Origin of the sequence: Kluyvera sp., from assembly GCF_047971185.1 — a bacterium.
Lineage (GTDB): Bacteria > Pseudomonadota > Gammaproteobacteria > Enterobacterales > Enterobacteriaceae > Kluyvera.
In genome coordinates this window covers 25,866-43,511 of record NZ_JBKDZH010000094.1, presented here as the reverse complement: position 1 = coordinate 43,511, position 17,646 = coordinate 25,866, and the positions used below count along the sequence as shown (strand labels likewise).

Genomic DNA, 17,646 nt, shown 5'->3' with positions numbered 1-17,646 from the left:
ACACGTTCAATGCGGGGTAGCCTGTCGTGATCATAGCGCGTATCTGTTTTGCCCTGCTGCTGCTTAGCGCGTTGCCCGCGCAAGCGCAAACGATCAAAGAGAGCTTTGCCTTTGCGGTGATCGGCGACCCAAAGAACGACGTCGATTTTCATCACTTTGACTACGTTAACCCTGCGGCCCCCAAGGGCGGCAGCGTCACCCTGGCGGCCATTGGCACCTTCGACAACTTTAACCGCTATGCCCTGCGCGGCAACGCCGCGGTGCGCACCGAATCGCTGTACGATGCGCTGTTCACCACTTCTGACGATGAACCGGGTAGCTACTATCCGCTGGTTGCCGACCGTGCGCGCTATGCCGACGACTATTCATGGGTGGAGCTGACGATAAACCCCCACGCCCGTTTTCACGATGGCAGCCCAATTACCGCCGACGATGTGGCTTTTACCTTCCACAAATTTATGGCCGAAGGCGTACCGCAGTTCCGCCTGATTTATAAAGGCTCAACCGTCAAAGCCATCGCTCCGCTGACCGTCCGTATTGAACTGGCGAAGCCCGGTAAAGAAGATATGCTCGGGCTGTTTACGCTGCCGATTCTGCCGCAAAAGTTCTGGAAAGATCATAAGCTCAGCGATCCGCTAAGCAGGCCGCCGCTGGCCAGCGGCCCGTACCGCATCAGCAGCTGGAAGATGGGGCAATATATTGTCTACTCCCGCGTCAAGGATTACTGGGGCGCCGAGCTGCCGGTAAACCGCGGGCGCTGGAATTTCGACATGCTGCGCTACGATTATTACCTCGATGACAACGTCGCCTTCGAAGCCTTTAAGGCCGGTGCCTACGACGTTCGCACCGAAAGCAGCGCCAAAAACTGGGCAACCCGCTATATCGGCAAAAACTTCGCCAGCGGGTTTATCGTTAAAGATCGGCAAAAAAACGATGCCGCGCAGGATACGCGCTGGCTGGCCTTTAACATTCAGCGCCCGGTGTTTGCCGACCGTCGGGTACGTCAGGCGGTCAGCCTGGCGTTTGATTTTGAATGGATGAACAAAGCGCTGTTCTATAACGCCTACAGCCGCCCAAACAGCTATTTCCAGAATACCGAATACGCCGCCCGCGGCTATCCGGACGCCGACGAACTGGTGCTGCTGGGGCCGCTCAAAGATGAACTGCCGCCGGAAGTGTTTACATCGATTTATCAGCCGCCAACGTCGAACGGCGACGGTTTCGATCGTAAGAATCTACTTAAAGCCGGCCAGCTGTTAGACGACGCGGGCTGGGTGCTGAAGGGCCAACAGCGAGTAAACGCCACAACCGGCCAGCCGCTGCGCTTCGAACTGCTGCTGGCCTCCGGCGGAAACGACCAGTGGGTGATGCCGTTCCAGCATAATTTACAGCGCCTTGGCGTCAGGATGGATATCCGTCAGGTGGATATTTCCCAGCTCACCAACCGCCTGCGCAAGCGCGACTATGACATGATGCCAAGCCTGTGGCGGGCCACGCCGTGGCCCAGCGCGGATTTGCAAATCGCCTGGTCATCGGCGTATATCAACTCTTCCTACAATGCGCCCGGCGTAGCCAGCCCAGCCATCGACAGCCTGATTAACCAAATCATCCGCTGGCAGGGCAACAAACAGAAGCTGGTGCCGCTCGGCCGCGCGCTCGACCGGGTATTAACCTGGAACAACTACATGTTACCGATGTGGTACATGGCCGGCAGCCGTACCGCCTACTGGAATAAGTTCTCTTATCCGCCGGTGCATCCGCTGTACTCATCCGGCGTGGACGCGCCCGGTTTTGACACCTGGTGGTATGACGTCAACAAAGCGGCCACCCTGCCCGCTGCCCGTCGCTAAGGAGAGAATATGGGCGCCTACCTGATTCGTCGACTGCTGCTGATTATCCCGACCCTGTGGGCCATCATCACGCTGAACTTTTTTATTGTGCAAATTGCCCCCGGCGGCCCGGTCGATCAGGCCATTGCGGCGGTCGAGTTCGGTCACCAGGGCAGCCTGCCCGGCGGCGGCGGTGGGATGGGCGGCGGCCAGGCGCGCGCGGGCGTCAGTAATATTGCCGAAAGCCAGTACCGCGGCGGGCGCGGCCTCGACCCGGAGGTGATTGCGGAAATTACCCAGCGCTACGGCTTCGACAAGCCGCTGCACGAGCGCTACTTCAAAATGCTCGGCGACTACCTGCGCTTCGATTTCGGCAACAGCCTGTTCCGCAACGCCTCGGTGATGCAGCTGATGAAGGAGAGCCTGCCGGTGTCGGTCACTCTGGGGCTGTGGAGTACGTTAATTATCTATCTGGTGTCGATACCGCTTGGCATCCGCAAAGCGGTATATAACGGCAGCCGCTTCGATATCTGGAGCAGCACCGGCATTATTATCGGCTACGCCATTCCGGCGTTTCTGTTCGCCATCGTGCTGATCGTGCTGTTCGCTGGCGGCAGCTACTACGATATTTTCCCGCTGCGCGGGCTGGTGTCGGCCAATTTTGATACCCTGCCGTGGTATCAAAAAATCACCGACTATCTCTGGCATATTACCCTGCCGGTGCTGGCGACGGTGATTGGCGGCTTTGCGGCGCTGACTATGCTGACCAAAAACTCGTTTCTTGATGAAATTCGTAAACAGTACGTGGTCACCGCCCGGGCGAAGGGCGTCGGCGAAAAGCAGATCCTCTGGAAGCACGTGTTTCGCAACGCCATGCTGCTGGTGATCGCCGGCTTCCCCGCCACGTTTATCAGCATGTTCTTTACCGGTTCACTGCTGATTGAGGTGATGTTCTCCCTCAACGGGCTGGGGCTGCTGGGCTACGAGGCCACCGTCTCGCGCGACTACCCGGTGATGTTCGGCACGCTGTATATCTTCACCCTGATCGGCCTGCTGATGAATATCGTCAGCGATATCAGCTATACGCTGGTCGACCCCCGCATTGATTTTGAGGGCCGCTAACCATGACCCTAAGCTCCGTCAATCAGGCCCGCTGGGCGCGCTTTCGCCACAACCGTCGCGGCTACTGGTCGCTGTGGATTTTTCTGGCGATCTTTCTCTGCAGCCTGTGCGCCGAACTTATCGCCAACGATCGGCCGCTGCTGGTGAGCTATCAGGGCAGCCTGTACGTGCCGGTACTGAAAAACTACGACGAAAAAACCTTCGGCGGCGAGTTTGCCACCACGGCGGACTATCAGGATCCGTGGCTACAGCAACGGCTCGAAGATAACGGCTGGGTGCTGTGGGCGCCGGTGCGCTTTGGCGCCACCAGCATCAACTATGCGAGCAGCGTCCCCTTCCCTTCACCACCCTCGCGGCAGAACTGGCTGGGCACAGACGCCAACGGCCGCGACGTGATGGCGCGGATTCTCTACGGCACGCGGATCTCGCTGCTGTTCGGCCTGATTCTGACCTTCTGTTCCAGCGTGATGGGAGTGCTGGTCGGCGCGGTGCAAGGCTACTACGGTGGGCGTATCGACCTTTGGGGCCAGCGTTTTATCGAAGTGTGGTCGGGGATGCCGACGCTGTTTCTGATTATCCTGCTCTCAAGCGTAGTACAGCCTAATTTCTGGTGGCTGCTGGCCATCACCGTGCTGTTCGGCTGGATGTCGCTGGTCGGCGTGGTGCGCGCCGAGTTCCTGCGTACCCGTAACTACGACTATATCCGCGCCGCGCAGGCGCTGGGAGTGGGCGATCGCAGTATTATTCTGCGCCACATGCTGCCCAATGCGATGGTCGCCACGCTGACCTTTATCCCGTTTATTCTGTGTAGCTCGATCACCACCCTGACCTCACTCGATTTTCTCGGCTTTGGTCTGCCGCTCGGTTCGCCGTCGCTGGGCGAGCTGCTGTTGCAGGGCAAAAATAACCTCCAGGCTCCATGGCTGGGGATCGCCGGCTTTCTCTGCGTCGCCGTCCTGCTGTCGCTGCTGATTTTTATCGGTGAAGCGGTACGCGACGCCTTCGATCCTTCTAAGGCGGTATAAGATGCAGCAGCCACTTCTGGAAATCGACAACCTCTCTATCGCCTTCCGCCAGCAGGGGGTGATCACCACGGTGGTTGAGCAGCTGTCGCTGTCGCTGAACGCCGGGGAGACGCTGGCGCTGGTCGGCGAGTCGGGTTCGGGGAAAAGCGTCTCGGCGCTGTCCATTTTACGCCTGTTGCCGGAGCCGCCGGTCAGCTATCCCACCGGCGACATCCGCTTTGCCGGCGAGTCGCTGCTTCACGCCAGCCCGCAAACATTGCGCGGGGTGCGCGGCAACCGTATCGCCATGATTTTCCAGGAGCCGATGGTCTCGCTAAACCCGCTGCACAATCTGGAAAAACAGCTCTACGAGGTGCTGTCGCTGCACCGCGGGATGCGCAAAGAGGCGGCGCGCGGGGAGATTCTGGACTGCCTGGATCGCGTTGGCATTCGTCAGGCGGCGAAACGGCTGGCGGACTACCCGCACCAGCTCTCCGGCGGCGAGCGCCAGCGAGTGATGATTGCCATGGCGCTGCTCACGCGCCCGGAGCTGCTGATTGCCGATGAGCCCACGACCGCGCTGGACGTTTCGGTGCAGGCGCAAATCCTGCAACTGCTGCGCGAGCTGCGCGTTGAACTGAATATGGGGCTGCTGTTTATCACCCATAACCTGAGCATCGTGCGCAAACTGGCTGACCGGGTGGCGGTGATGCAGCATGGCCGCTGTGTGGAGCAAAACGCGGCACCGGCGCTGTTTGCCGCACCTCAGCATCCCTACACCCGTAAACTGCTCGACAGCGAACCGACGGGCGAGCCTATTCCTCTGCCGCCCGATGCCGCACCGCTGCTCGAAGTGAACCAGCTCAGCGTCGCGTTCCCTATTCGTAAAGGTGTTTTGCGCCGCGTTGTCGATCATAACCGCGTGGTGAAAGAACTCAGCTTTACGCTGCGGGCCGGTGAAACGCTGGGTCTGGTTGGCGAGTCCGGGTCGGGGAAAAGCACCACCGGGCTGGCGCTGCTGAGGCTGATTGCCTCGCAGGGAGATATTCGTTTTGCGGGCGAAGCCATTCAGGGACGCGACAGGCGGCAGATGCTGCCGCTGCGTCATCGCATCCAGGTGGTATTTCAGGATCCGAACTCATCGCTTAATCCACGGCTGACGGCGCTACAGATTATTGAAGAGGGGCTGCGGGTACACCATCCGTCGCTGAGCGCCGCTGAACGCGAGCAGCAGGTTATCCACGTGATGCAGGAAGTGGGGCTGGATCCCGAAACCCGCCAGCGCTATCCGTCGGCGTTTTCCGGCGGGCAGCGGCAGCGTATCGCCATCGCGCGGGCGCTGATCCTCAAACCCGAGCTGATCGTGCTGGATGAACCGACCTCGTCGCTCGATCGCACGGTGCAGGCGCAGATCCTGACGCTGCTGAAGGCGTTACAGGAAAAACACCGCCTGGCCTATATTTTTATCAGCCACGATCTGCAGGTTGTCCGGTCGCTGTGCCACCAGGTAATCGTGTTACGGCAGGGAGAGGTTGTCGAGCAGGGTGAGTGTCGGCGCGTGTTTACCGAACCGAAGCAGGCGTATACGCGTCAGCTCATTACGTTGAGCTGACGGTTAAAACGGGTTGTTGCCGGAAAACGGTTCGGCAATGGCGACGCCGAAATTTTTCAGGCGGCAGGTGGCGGCAAACTCGTCCTGGCGCTTCACGAACAGGCACGGTTCCCCTTCACACTCGAGCACCGAACAATCAACGGAAATGTCCGTTAACGCCTGGCTGAGCGAGTGCATGACCGGCCAGGCACTATCGCCGTCCGGGCTTAATAATTTCAGCGCCACCAGTGCGTTGTCGCTCTCAGCGACATTTTGCGGAATCGGTTCAACTTTGGAACCTGCAAAACCCGCAGACCAGCGATAGTCCTGCGGCAGTCGATGTACGATTGATAGCTGGAATGTCATTACGTTCTTTTCCCCGGAAGCCACATGACTTCACAATTATTTCACATCCATATTAACACATTGTTGACAAATCGTCCTGCATCCAGAAAAAAAACGCCAGCATTCAACATTCTTCTTACGACATTATTCGGTGCACTGATGCATTTGTGCGCTATATGTACCCGTATCTGTGATCTAACGCAACCTTTTTATCTACAACAATGTGACTTTTTGCATGAATGGATTTTACATAAAAGAAACATCGCACCCCAGCAGCAATGCCATTTCTGTTGATACATATCAACAAAGGGGCGTATTTCGCCCCTACGAAAGATGTATTAGTGCGCGGATTTGCGTGGCCGACTGGCATAGAGATAGAAAAGAATGGAACAGGAGGCGCAAAGCGCGATTGAAATCAGCATCGGCCAGGCGGTGGTGAAGGTCGCCAGCGACAGCAGCGCGCCAACAATGGCCCCAATACCAAAGCGGAAAGTGCCTGCCAGCGACGACGCCGTCCCGGCCATATGCGGGAACTCATCGAGGATCACCGCCATCGCGTTAGACGAAACCATCGACACGCAGCCGATAAACACCGCAATCCCCAGCACCAGCGACCAGAAGCCAACATCCAGCAGCGCGGTAACCACCATCCACACCGCCATCGCAAACTGAATCAGCAGCCCAGCGCGGAACATCCACAGCGCCCCTACCCGGCGGACAAAGCGGCTGTTGATGGTGGTAGTAATAAAGAGGAACACGATATTCAGCGCGAAGTAGTACCCAAAATGCTGCGGCGAAACGTGGTTCAGCTCAATATAGACAAACGGCCCGGCGCTGAGGAACGAGAACATCGCCGCAAAGCTGAAGCCGCTGGCCAGCATATACGACAGCACGCGCTTGTGGCGAAACAGCGAGGCAAAGTTCCCGAGAGTGGTGCTCAGGCGGAACGGCTGACGCTTTTCAATCGGCAGCGTTTCATCAATAAAGAAGTAGATCATTGCCGACGCCAGCAGCGCCGCAACGGCCAGAATCCAGAAGATGGCGTGCCAGCTAAACCAGACCAGCACCGCGCCGCCGACCATCGGTGCCACCAGCGGGGCGATGGTGGTCACCAGCATCACGAACGACATCATCCGTGAAAACTCTTCTTTGGGATAGATATCGCGCATCAGGGCGTTGATCACCACGCTGGCCGCCGCGGCAGCCAGCCCGTGGAAGAAGCGGGTGGCGATCAGGTAGTCGATGGACGGCGCGAGCGCACATGCCACCGCTGCCGCCGCAAAGATCAGCGTGCCGCCAAGGATCACCGGCTTGCGTCCGAGGCTGTCGGCCATCGGGCCATACAGCAGCTGGCCGAGGGCAAACCCCAGAATATCGGTACTGAGGGTCATCTGCGCGCTGCCGGCCGGGACGCCGAACTGTTCGGAGATCACCGGCAGCGCCGGAAGATACATGTCTATCGACAGCGGCATTAACATGGCCAGAAGGCCAAGAATGAAAACAATCTTTAACGACGAGCGCGACCTGGACGTCACAATCTACCTCTGATGAGTGGGTTAGCGCGCGGGGGCGCCAACGCTGGCGATTTCTTCTGCGGTTAACGGGCGGTATTCTCCCGGCTCGAGCTCAGGATCGAGAGCAATGTCACCGATACGTTCACGGTGCAGCCCCACCACATGGTTACCCACGGCGGCAAACATGCGTTTGACCTGGTGGTAGCGGCCTTCGCTGATGGTGAGACGCACTTCGGTCGGCGTCACCACTTCCAGCACCGCCGGTTTGGTCAGATCTTTTTCGTTATGCAGCTGTACGCCTTTGGCGAACTGCGCGGCGGTATCGTCGCTGACCGGATTTTCCAGCGTCACCAGATAGGTTTTTTCGCAGTGGTGGCGCGGCGAGGTAATGCGATGAGACCACTGGCCGTCGTCGGTCATCAGCACCAGGCCGGTGGTGTCGATATCTAAACGCCCCGCGGCGTGCAGCTTGTGGGCAACCGGTTCATCCAGGAAGTAGAGCACCGTCGGGTGATCCGGATCTTCCGTCGAGCAGACGTAGCCCTGGGGCTTGTTCAGCATGAAATAGCGCGGACCGTTCTGCTGGGTCAACGAATTGCCTTCATAGGCCACGTTATGGTCAGGTTGTAGTTTGAAGGCGGTATCGCGTACCACTTCGTCGTCAACGGTCACGTGGTGGCCGCGGATCAAACGCCCGGCAATAGCACGGCTGACGCCGAGTTGCTGAGCGATAAACTTATCAAGTCGCATGAAGTATTTTTAGCCTGTAAAAAGTGCCGGGTGCCGGACGAGGCGTCCGAAAAAAGGGGTAATAACAATCGGTAAGTATAACGGGCTTACCCTGCCACTCAAGTGAAAAGATTCGTGGCATACTATTTGGCTGTTAAGGACAATCACGACGCTCATGACTTTTACACTTCGCCCCTACCAACAGGAAGCGGTTGACGCCACGCTGGCCTACTTCCGCCGCCACACGCAGCCTGCCGTTATCGTTCTGCCGACCGGTGCGGGCAAAAGCCTCGTTATCGCCGAGCTGGCGCGGCTGGCGCGCGGGCGCGTGCTGGTGCTGGCCCACGTCAAAGAGCTGGTGGCGCAGAACCACGCGAAATACTGCGCGCTGGGGCTGGAGGCCGATATTTATGCGGCCGGGCTGCAGCGTAAAGAGAGCCACGGCAAAGTGGTCTTCGGCAGCGTGCAGTCCGTCGCCCGCAACCTCGACCATTTTCAAGGCGAGTTTTCGCTGCTGATCGTCGACGAATGCCACCGCATCAGCGACGATGATGACAGCCAGTACCAGCAGATACTGAGCCATCTTAAGCAGGTTAACCCACAGATTCGCCTGCTCGGGCTGACGGCCACCCCCTTCCGCCTGGGCAAAGGCTGGATTTACCAGTTCCACTACCACGGCATGGTGCGCGGCGACGACAAGGCGCTGTTTCGCGACTGCATCTATGAGCTGCCGCTGCGCTATATGATTAAGCATGGCTACCTCACCCCACCGGAGCGGCTGGATATGCCGGTGGTGCAGTACGACTTCAGCCGTTTACAGTCCAACAGTAACGGCCTGTTCAGCGAGGCGGATCTCAACCGCGAGCTGAAACAGCAGCAGCGTATTACGCCGCACATCATCAGCCAGATTGAAGAGTTTGCCCAGACGCGTAAAGGGGTGATGATTTTCGCCGCCACCGTTGAGCACGCCCGGGAAATAACCGGCCTGCTGCCCGCCGATGACGCGGCGCTGATCACCGGTGAAACGCCGGGGCCGCAGCGCGATACGCTGATCGAGGCCTTTAAAAATCAGCAGTTCCGCTATCTGGTGAACGTGGCGGTGCTGACCACCGGCTTTGACGCCCCGCACGTCGACCTGATTGCCATCCTGCGCCCGACCGAATCGATCGGTCTGTATCAGCAGATTGTCGGCCGCGGCCTGCGCCTGGCGCCGGGAAAAACGGACTGCCTGATCCTCGATTACGCTGGTAACCCGCACGACCTCTACGCGCCGGAAGTGGGCGCGCCAAAAGGCAAAAGTGATAACGTGCCGGTACAGGTGTTCTGCCCCGGCTGCGGCTTCGCCAACACCTTCTGGGGCAAAACCACCGCCGACGGCACCCTGATTGAGCACTTTGGCCGCCGCTGTCAGGGCTGGCTGGAGGATGACGAGGGCCACCGCGAGCAGTGCGACTATCGATTCCGCTTTAAAAACTGCCCGCAGTGTAACGCTGAAAACGACATTGCCGCCCGCCGCTGCCGCGAGTGCGATACGGTACTGGTTGACCCGGACGACATGCTGAAGGCGGCGCTGAAGCTGAAGGACGCGCTGGTGCTGCGCTGTAGCGGCATGGTGCTACAGGACGGGATGGACGAGAAAGGCAGCTGGCTGAAAATAACCTACTACGATGAGGACGGTGCCGACGTCAGCGAGCGTTTCCGCCTGCACACGCCGGCGCAAAAAACGGCGTTTGAGCAGCTGTTTATCCGCCCGCACACCCGCACGCCCGGCGTACCGCTGCGCTGGATAACGCCGGCCGACATTATCGCCCAGCAGGCGCTATTGCGGGCGCCGGATTTTGTCGTCGCCCGGAAAAAGGGCCCCTACTGGCAGGTGCGCGAGAAGGTGTTCGACTATGAAGGTCGCTACCGTCGGGCTAACGAGCTGCGCTAATCACGCGACTGTTTTACCCATACCAGCTCATCCACCGCAAAGCCCAGACCGCGGGCGATGGTGAGATAGTTCTGGCGAACCTGAGGCGGCAGGGTTGGCGTACGCGACAGAATCCACAGGTAGTCGCGGTTTGGCCCGCTCACCAGCGCATACTGATAGTCGTCATCCAGCGCAATCACGTTGTAGCCGCCGTAAAACGGGCCAAAGAAGGAGACTTTCAGCGCGGCGGTCGTGGGCTTACCGGTAAAATAGGCCTTGCCCTCGCTGAGCTTCCACTCACCCTTTTGCGGATCAAAACCGCGATTCGCCACCGAGATGCCGCCGTCCGAGCGCTTGCCGTAGGTGGCATTCACCTGCTCCAGCCCTCGCTCGAAGCGGTTTTCCAGGCGGGCGATTTCATACCATTTGCCCAGATAGCGGCTGGCGTCAAAATTGCTGATGGGCGTGACGCCCTTAGGCGGCGTCGGCGAACGACAGGCCACCAGCGCGAGTGTGATAGCAACCCCTGTAACCACCGGCCATAGCTTCATGCAATCTCCTTTCAAAAAACGGTATTCCTCCAGTGTAGAAGATAAAAAAAGCCGCGCGACCAGAATAGGCCGATCCTATGCTTAACTTATCCTCCGCAAGCAAAAGGACGCGAACATGAGTAATAAACCGATGCTGGGCATTAGTGGCTGTCTGACCGGCGCGGCCGTCCGTTTCGACGGCGGACATAAGCGGATGGGGTTCATTATGGATGAACTTGCCGCATGGGTAACCTTTAAACCGGTCTGCCCGGAAATGGCTATTGGCTTGCCGGTGCCGCGCCCGGCGCTGCGGCTGGTGCTTACCACCGACGGCGACACCCGTATGCGCGTCAGCCAGGATGCCGACAACGATCTGACCGACAAAATGCAGCGTTTTGCCGAAGGCTACCTTCCCGGTATTGCCGATTACGCTGGCTTTATCGTCTGCGCAAAATCGCCAAGCTGCGGCATGGAGCGCGTGCGGCTCTATGACGATCGCGGCAACCGGGGCGCCAAGGCGGGCGTCGGGCTGTTTACCGCCGCGCTTCGCCAGCGCTACCCGTGGCTGCCGATTGAAGAAGACGGCCGCCTGCACGATCCTGTGCTGCGGGAAAACTTCGTCGCGCGCGTGTTTGCCCTGCACGAGCTGAACACGCTGCGGGAAAGTGGGCTGACGCGCGGCGGCCTGATTGCCTTTCACAGCCGCTATAAGCTGCATCTGCTGGCCCATAGCCAGCCGGGATATCGCGAAATTGGTCCGTTTATCGCCCGTATTCATGAATGGGACGATCTGGCGGCTTTTTTTGTGGCGTACCGGGAAAAACTGATGGCGATTTTGCAGCAGCCCGCCTCGCGCAAGAACCACACCAACGTGTTGATGCATATTCAGGGCTACTTCCGCAAACAGCTGAACGACCGTCAGCGCGCGGAGCTACGCAACGCTATCGATGATTATCACGCGGGGCTGCTGCCGATTCTCGCGCCGCTGACGCTGCTGAAGCACTATCTGGCCGAGCACCCGGACGCCTACCTGCAGACTCAGCGCTATTTTGCGCCCTACCCCGACAGCCTGCGTCTGCGAATGACGGCCAATTGACGGTGAGGTTTTCATTGCCCGCCAGTGGATTGGAGGCTATAATGCCGCCCGCTTTCACATCCGTGAAGCAGATCATTTGCCTGCTGCTGGGTCGCCTGTAGCAGGATTAATCAAGAGAGCTATTCAATGTTTACTATCGAAGCACAAGCACGTAAAGAGCAGGGTAAGGGTGCGAGCCGCCGCCTGCGCGCAGCTAACAAGTTCCCGGCTATCATTTATGGTGGCGAAGCAGCTCCGGTTGCTATCGAACTGGATCACGACAAGCTGTGGAACCTGCAGAACAACGCTGAATTCTACAGCGAAGTTCTGACCATCGTTGTTGATGGTAAAGAAGAAAAAGTTAAGGCTCAGGCGGTGCAGCGTCACCCGTTCAAGCCGAAACTGGCTCACATCGACTTCGTTCGCGCTTAATCGCCAGCGAGTCTACGTGACGAAAGAGCGGCTCCCTATGGGAGCCGTTTTTTTATGCCTGTCGTTTATTGCGTTGCCGCTTCCCGTATCACCGTTTCCGTTCCCGTCGCTGAAAGCGTTTCATTGTTGGCGCTATCCTGCAAGGTAACATTGCTCACCTGCGCAAAATTCCACGCCTGCACCGTATTCTCAAAGGTCACATTTTTGAACTGGCTGTCACGCAGGAAGGAAATATTGGTCGCCCGGGTATTGCGGAACTTCACGTTGCTGAACAGCAGATTCTGATGGTACGCGTCGCGAGCAAACGTGATGCCATAGGCCGCCGCCATTTCATCCGCCGTCATACCATCGACCAGAATGCTGCTCTTCGCCGCCGTGCCGTCGACGGTCACATTTTCCACCGTTACATCACGGAACTGCGCCGGTTCTGCGGCTGGCGTGGTGTCGTTGACGTCCGCGCTGTATTTGATGGTGAAGATAAACGGCTCTTTGGCTAAATCTTTCATCGCGTTATTGCGGAAGACCACCTCACGCGCCCCGCCGCCGTAATAAGGACGACTTTTCATGCGCAGGCCAATGTCTGTCAGGTACATCACGTTATCTTCCGCGACGATCTTCTCGATCCACGCGCCGGTATGGCTGCCGGTTACCACCGCGCCGTGCGCTTTACGGAAGTAGTTATTGAAGATCCACGTACCGCTTTGCGCTTTCTGGTTAAACGTCTCCACCCCCTTGCCATAGCCCGCCGCAAAGTTCATCCCGTCATCGCCGGTGTCGAAGAAGTTGTTGAACACCATACCGTTCTGGCTGTTGCCCAGCTCAATGCCGTCGGCGTTATTACCGTCGAAGGTTTTGTGCGAGAGCCCGTTGAAAGCGATGTGCTCTGACTCCAGCACCATGATGCCGTGAAACGCCGGGTTGAGAATGGTTAACCCCTCGAGATAGAGATTGCTGACGCCGCGCAGCGTCATCAGGCTGGAGCGGCGGTTTTTATAGGCGCTATCACGGTCCATCCCTTCGGCTACCGCCTGCTCGGTCTGGTTTTTCGCCAGGATGCCGTCGCTTGCAACCTTCTTCGCATTGCTGGCCCGATACTGCGGCAGCGTGTTTCCCAGCTCATCGGTAATCGATTCTGCGCCGCCGGCCTTCACGCCCCGCGTCCAGCCATTGCCATCAATGCTGCCTTTGCCGACGATGCGAATATTCTGGAAGGTGCCCGCGTGTGAACTACCGCGATCGTCCGCCTCCAGCGCGTTAATCAGCGACGGCGGGCGCTTTGGCAGCGGGTTGTCGGTATAAGGATAAAGGTAATAGCCTTTACTGAGCGGATAGTCAGCCGGGTTATCGGAACCCAGCAGCGTTGCCCCGGCGGCAATATCCAGCGTCATGTCGCTGTGCAGGAACAACGCGCCGCTTTTAAAAACGCCGTCGTGCAGGCTGACTTTGCATCCCTGGGGATACGCCGCAAGGGTGCAGCTGTCGATCGCCTTTTGCAGTGCAGCGGTATCCAGCGTTTTACCGTCACCCACCGCCCCAAAATCTTTCACATCCACAACGTGCGGTGTTTTGGTGGTCCGCAATGCAATCGGCGCACTATCGACAGACTCTTTACCCTCCGCATAAACGGCCCGCACGGTGAAGCGGTATTCGGTATCGGCCTTCAGGCCGTCGGCGGTAAAGGTACGCAGATCCACCTTCTGCTGCCAGCCGTCGTCCAGCGTCTGATAGAAGTTATCGATGTAAGGCTTGGCCGGAGAGTAAACGTCCTGATTATCCCGCGCGCTCCCCGTAAACACGCCATCACGATAAATATGGTAATCAACCACCTTCTCTGCTTCCGCGAGCGGCTTTTCCCAAACCAGCACCACGTGCCCATCGTCGGCTGACAGTACCGGCGACTGGACGTTCTGCGGCGCTGCCGACTCAGCGCGCTCGGCGGCAGCGCTGTCGTCGCAGCCGCTCAGCAGGCCTGTAAAGAGTAGCGCCGAAGCCAGCGCAATTCGGGAATGCCTGAAGGTATTGTGCATGTTTTATTTTTCCTCTCAGTTTTCCGCGGTATTGGGCACAAATAACCGCGTTCATGAGCTGCTGTTGTAAAAACAGCTCTCCTTATAAAATCAAAATAATTTTGCATTTAAAATGAAACGCATTTTTATTTATTTTCATGCGAAATAACTGAGAGTCAGGTCAAGATTTGACCTGCATACAAAAGAAGCGATCTCAGAATTGCGAGTGGGGTCACTCACTATGCGCAGAGAGCAAATAGACAAAGCCCGCACGAAGGCGGGCTTTAGGGATTAGCTTTTGCCTGATGTCCGGCGCTGTAGCTGGTCACGCAGATTCGGCGGGGTGCCTTTAATCGTCAGCGTGTCAGTCGCCGGATCCCAGAAGATACGCTCGCCCAGCAGCATGGCGTCGAAGTTAATCGTCAGCCCGCCGCCGCTGCCGGCAAATTTAGTCAGCTGGCGCAGGGTGCTGCGATCCGCCGGGAAGCTCTCTTCCAGCTCGTAGCCCTTCTCCGCGGTAAACTCGCTGAAGCTCACCTCGCTGACGCCAGCCAACTCCTTCGACAGCGACTCCAGCTCGATCTCTTCGCCCGCCTGCAGCTGTTCGTTGCAGTAGCTATACACCTGCTGACGCACGTTCTGGCGTTCGTTTTTATCCAGCTCCGCTTCGGCGGCGAAATCGTCCAGCGCCTGCAGCAGACCACGGTTCTGCACCTTGGCGTTCAGGCCTTCGCTGGCGCCGAGGAAGTCCATAAAGAAGTCGGCCACTTTGCGCCCAACGCGCCCTTTCAGGAAGGTCAGGTAGCGGGTTGATTCCGGGTTGGTTTCCCACTCGGTGAGATCGATACGCGCCACGATATCCGCATGGTTGATATCCAGATAGTGGGTGGCGCTGATATCCAGCTGTTCGTTGACGCGCATACTGCTGAGGTTGTTCAGCACCGCCACCAGCAGGTACTCTACCGCCAGATAGCGATAGTGGCAGAACAGCACGATGCCGCCGTCGGCGAACGGATATTTTGCCAGCTCATCGCGCAGACGCCCTGTGGCCGCGCGGCTAAACGCGAGGAAATCTTCCTCGCCCTGACGCTGCAACTTCAGCGTTTGCGCCAGTTCGCTCTCTTCGGTAAACAGGCCATAGGCCTTGTTTTTGGCACTGTACACCCGATGCAGCTCGGCCATCATCTCTTCAACCGGCGCCGTCGGCTCCAGCAGCGTGTCGCGCAGCACCACGTCGAGGTTTTGCTCATCGCGTTTGACGAGCTGATGCAAAGCGATCTGGTCGATATCCAGACTCATGTTAAACTCTCCTTTAAGATCGGGTGTATTCAACCACCCCCGATATCACAGTGCAACTCGCATATTACCGGGGTCGCGGCAGTATAATGCGCAAAGGATAACGCGTTACGCGGAAAAAAAGCGGAAAAAATGCTGCTGCTACGGTAATATACTGCCCTTTAATGAACAGACAGATTTCGATTTATGCCACAACAATCCCGCTATAGTGATGAACACGTAGAACAGCTGCTGAGCGAGCTGGCTAACGTGCTGGAACAACATAAAACCCCGACCGATCTTTCGCTGATGGTGCTGGGCAATATGGTAACCAACCTGATTAACAGCAGCGTGGCTCCGGCTCAGCGCCAGGCTATCGCGCGTTCTTTTGCCCAGGCGCTGCAATCTTCCATTAATAGCGATCCTGCGCACTAAGGGTACAAGCAACAGTTTATGGTGACACATCGTCAGCCTTACCGAGAAAAAGTCTCCCAGATGGTTAGCTGGGGGCACTGGTTCGCCCTGTTCAACATGCTGTTGGCCATGGTGCTCGGTAGCCGCTATCTGTTTGTCGCCGACTGGCCGACGACGCTGGCAGGACGCGTGTTCTCCTACATCAGCCTCGTCGGGCACTTCAGCTTTCTGGTGTTCTCCACCTATCTGCTGATCTTATTCCCCCTGACCTTTATCGTCATGTCCCAGCGCCTGATGCGCTTCCTGTCGGCCATTCTGGCGACGGCGGGCATGACGCTGCTGATTATCGACAGCGAGGTCTTTACCCGCTTCCACCTGCACCTGAACCCGGTGGTGTGGGAGCTGGTCATCAACCCCGATCAAAACGAGACGGCTCGCGACTGGCAGCTGATGTTTATCAGCGTGCCGGTGATTCTGCTCGTCGAAATGCTGTTCGCCACCTGGAGCTGGCAGAAGCTGCGCAGCCTGACGCGCCGCCGCCACTACGCGCGCCCGGTCGCGTGGTTTTTCTTTGCCTCGTTTATCGCTTCGCACGTGATGTACATCTGGGCAGACGCCAACTTCTATCGCCCGATTACCATGCAGCGCGCCAACCTGCCGCTCTCCTATCCGATGACGGCCCGCCGCTTCCTGGAGAAACACGGCCTGCTTGACGCGCAGGATTATCAGCGCCGCCTGGTGGAGCAAGGCGACCCGGAAGCGGTCACCGTGCAATATCCGCTGAGCGATCTGCGCTATCGCGATATGGGTGCAGGCCAGAACGTGCTGCTGATTACCGTCGATGGGCTGAACTATTCACGCTTCGAACAGCAGATGCCGTCGCTGGCGCGGTTTGCCAACGATAACGTCAACTTTACCCAGCATATGAGCGCCGGTAACACCGCCGATAGCGGTATCTTTGGCCTGTTCTACGGTATCTCGCCTGGCTATATGGACGGCGTGCTCGCGGCGCGCATTCCGGCAGCGCTCATCAGCGCGCTTAACCAGCAGGGATATCAGCTGGGGCTGTTCTCCTCCGACGGCTTTGAAAGCCCTATTTACCGCCAGGCGCTGCTGTCCGACTTCTCGCTGCCGCCTGGCAAGCCGCAGAACGATACTCAAACGGCCAATCAGTGGATTAACTGGCTGACCAACAATGCGCAGGAGGAAACGCGCTGGTTCTCGTGGGTATCCTTTAACGGCACCACCGTCAGCAATTCACCGGCTAGCGACCGTCAGTATGGCCGCGCGGCCGCGCAGGTTGATGAGCAAATTGGCCGCATGCTGGACGCAATGCGTAGCTCCGGCAAGCTGAAAAATACGGTGGTGATTATTACCGCCGGTCACGGCGTGCCGCTCAGCGGGCAGGAAAACAGCTTCGACTGGTCACGCGCGCGGCTGCAGGTACCGCTGGTGATTCACTGGCCAGGCACCCCGGCCCAGCGTATCGACCTGCTGACCGATCATAAAGACGTTATGACTACCCTGATGCAGCGCCTGCTGCACGTATCAACGTCGGCCAACGAATACTCGCAGGGCCAGGATCTGTTCAGCGCCGCGCGCCGTCATAATTGGGTTACCGCGGCAGATAGCAGTACGCTGGCCATCACCACGCCGACCCTCACCGTGGTGCTCGATCATAACGGCCACTATAAAACCTGGACCGCCGAGGGCGAACGCGTACGCGATCAGAAAGCCCAGTTGAGCCTGCTGCTGCAGGTGTTGACCGACGAAAAACGTTTTATCGCTAACTGATTGATTAATTATGAATCAATCAGTGGGTTATCGGCTTGCAATCAGCGATAAAAGCGGTAGTATTTGCCCATGCG

15 protein-coding genes are annotated in these 17,646 nt (G+C 58.1%); 9 read left to right on the top strand and 6 right to left on the bottom strand.

The features are described 5' to 3' along the window. The first annotated feature begins 29 nt into the window (after positions 1-29). Genes ACK5JN_RS20110 through yejF form a run of 4 tightly spaced genes read left to right on the top strand, consistent with a single transcriptional unit; the run spans position 30 to position 5,567 of the window. Positions 30-1,850: an extracellular solute-binding protein gene (locus tag ACK5JN_RS20110; RefSeq protein WP_416871789.1), complete on the top strand. Its 1,821-nt coding sequence runs from the start codon at positions 30-32 to the stop codon at positions 1,848-1,850. Positions 1,851-1,859: 9 nt separating this feature from the next. After that, complete coding sequence (locus ACK5JN_RS20105; RefSeq protein ID WP_347289969.1) at positions 1,860-2,951, top strand: microcin C ABC transporter permease YejB; 1,092 nt, start codon at positions 1,860-1,862, stop codon at positions 2,949-2,951. 2 nt (positions 2,952-2,953) lie between these two features. Beyond that, the gene (locus tag ACK5JN_RS20100; protein WP_416871775.1) at positions 2,954-3,976 is read left to right on the top strand and encodes a microcin C ABC transporter permease; all 1,023 of its coding nucleotides are present in this window, start codon (positions 2,954-2,956) and stop codon (positions 3,974-3,976) included. Position 3,977: 1 nt separating this feature from the next. Continuing rightward, positions 3,978-5,567 (top strand): microcin C ABC transporter ATP-binding protein YejF, encoded by a 1,590-nt coding sequence (yejF, locus tag ACK5JN_RS20095; protein ID WP_416871774.1) that lies wholly within the window; start codon positions 3,978-3,980, stop codon positions 5,565-5,567. Between the two features lie 3 nt (positions 5,568-5,570). Here yejF and ACK5JN_RS20090 read toward each other — a convergent pair whose 3' ends face one another. From ACK5JN_RS20090 to rsuA, 3 genes are all read right to left on the bottom strand, one after another. Continuing rightward, positions 5,571-5,912, bottom strand: a complete 342-nt coding sequence (locus ACK5JN_RS20090) for a YejG family protein (RefSeq protein WP_416871773.1) — start codon at positions 5,910-5,912, stop codon at positions 5,571-5,573. A 317-nt stretch (positions 5,913-6,229) separates the two neighbouring features. Beyond that, entirely contained in the window at positions 6,230-7,426 is a 1,197-nt protein-coding gene (locus tag ACK5JN_RS20085; RefSeq protein WP_416871772.1) for a Bcr/CflA family multidrug efflux MFS transporter, read from the bottom strand. Between the two features lie 21 nt (positions 7,427-7,447). Beyond that, positions 7,448-8,155, bottom strand: coding sequence for a 16S rRNA pseudouridine(516) synthase RsuA (gene rsuA, locus ACK5JN_RS20080; protein ID WP_416871771.1), 708 nt, complete (start codon positions 8,153-8,155; stop codon positions 7,448-7,450). 154 nt (positions 8,156-8,309) lie between these two features. On the opposite strand from rsuA, the gene ACK5JN_RS20075 reads away from it, so the two are divergent. Further along, entirely contained in the window at positions 8,310-10,067 is a 1,758-nt protein-coding gene (locus ACK5JN_RS20075; RefSeq protein ID WP_416871770.1) for a DEAD/DEAH box helicase, read from the top strand. Here ACK5JN_RS20075 and blc read toward each other — a convergent pair. After that, on the bottom strand, positions 10,064-10,597 hold the full coding sequence (blc, locus tag ACK5JN_RS20070; RefSeq protein WP_416871769.1) for an outer membrane lipoprotein Blc: 534 nt from the start codon (positions 10,595-10,597) through the stop codon (positions 10,064-10,066). The two genes, ACK5JN_RS20075 and blc, sit on opposite strands and share 4 nt — an antisense overlap. A 115-nt stretch (positions 10,598-10,712) precedes the next feature. On the opposite strand from blc, the gene ACK5JN_RS20065 reads away from it, so the two are divergent. Beyond that, a complete protein-coding gene (locus ACK5JN_RS20065) occupies positions 10,713-11,672 on the top strand; it encodes a YbgA family protein (protein ID WP_416871768.1) in 960 nt (319 codons plus the stop codon). 126 nt (positions 11,673-11,798) lie between these two features. Beyond that, a complete protein-coding gene (gene rplY, locus ACK5JN_RS20060; RefSeq protein ID WP_416871767.1) occupies positions 11,799-12,083 on the top strand; it encodes a 50S ribosomal protein L25 in 285 nt (94 codons plus the stop codon). Positions 12,084-12,148: 65 nt separating this feature from the next. Here the strand turns inward: rplY and ACK5JN_RS20055 are convergent, their stop codons facing one another. Together ACK5JN_RS20055 and yejK are read right to left on the bottom strand one after the other, a co-directional pair. Next, positions 12,149-14,110, bottom strand: a complete 1,962-nt coding sequence (locus ACK5JN_RS20055; protein ID WP_416871766.1) for a glycosyl hydrolase family 28 protein — start codon at positions 14,108-14,110, stop codon at positions 12,149-12,151. A gap of 270 nt (positions 14,111-14,380) precedes the next feature. Continuing rightward, positions 14,381-15,388, bottom strand: a complete 1,008-nt coding sequence (gene yejK, locus ACK5JN_RS20050) for a nucleoid-associated protein YejK (RefSeq protein ID WP_416871765.1) — start codon at positions 15,386-15,388, stop codon at positions 14,381-14,383. 183 nt (positions 15,389-15,571) lie between these two features. Here yejK and ACK5JN_RS20045 point away from each other — a divergent pair, with 183 nt between their 5' ends. Then, positions 15,572-15,799 carry a YejL family protein gene (locus ACK5JN_RS20045; protein ID WP_416871764.1) on the top strand — a complete coding sequence of 76 codons (228 nt, stop codon included), beginning with the start codon at positions 15,572-15,574 and terminating at the stop codon, positions 15,797-15,799. 18 nt (positions 15,800-15,817) lie between these two features. Then, positions 15,818-17,572 (top strand): LPS biosynthesis-modulating metalloenzyme YejM, encoded by a 1,755-nt coding sequence (gene yejM, locus ACK5JN_RS20040; RefSeq protein ID WP_416871763.1) that lies wholly within the window; start codon positions 15,818-15,820, stop codon positions 17,570-17,572. The last annotated feature ends 74 nt before the right edge of the window (positions 17,573-17,646 follow it).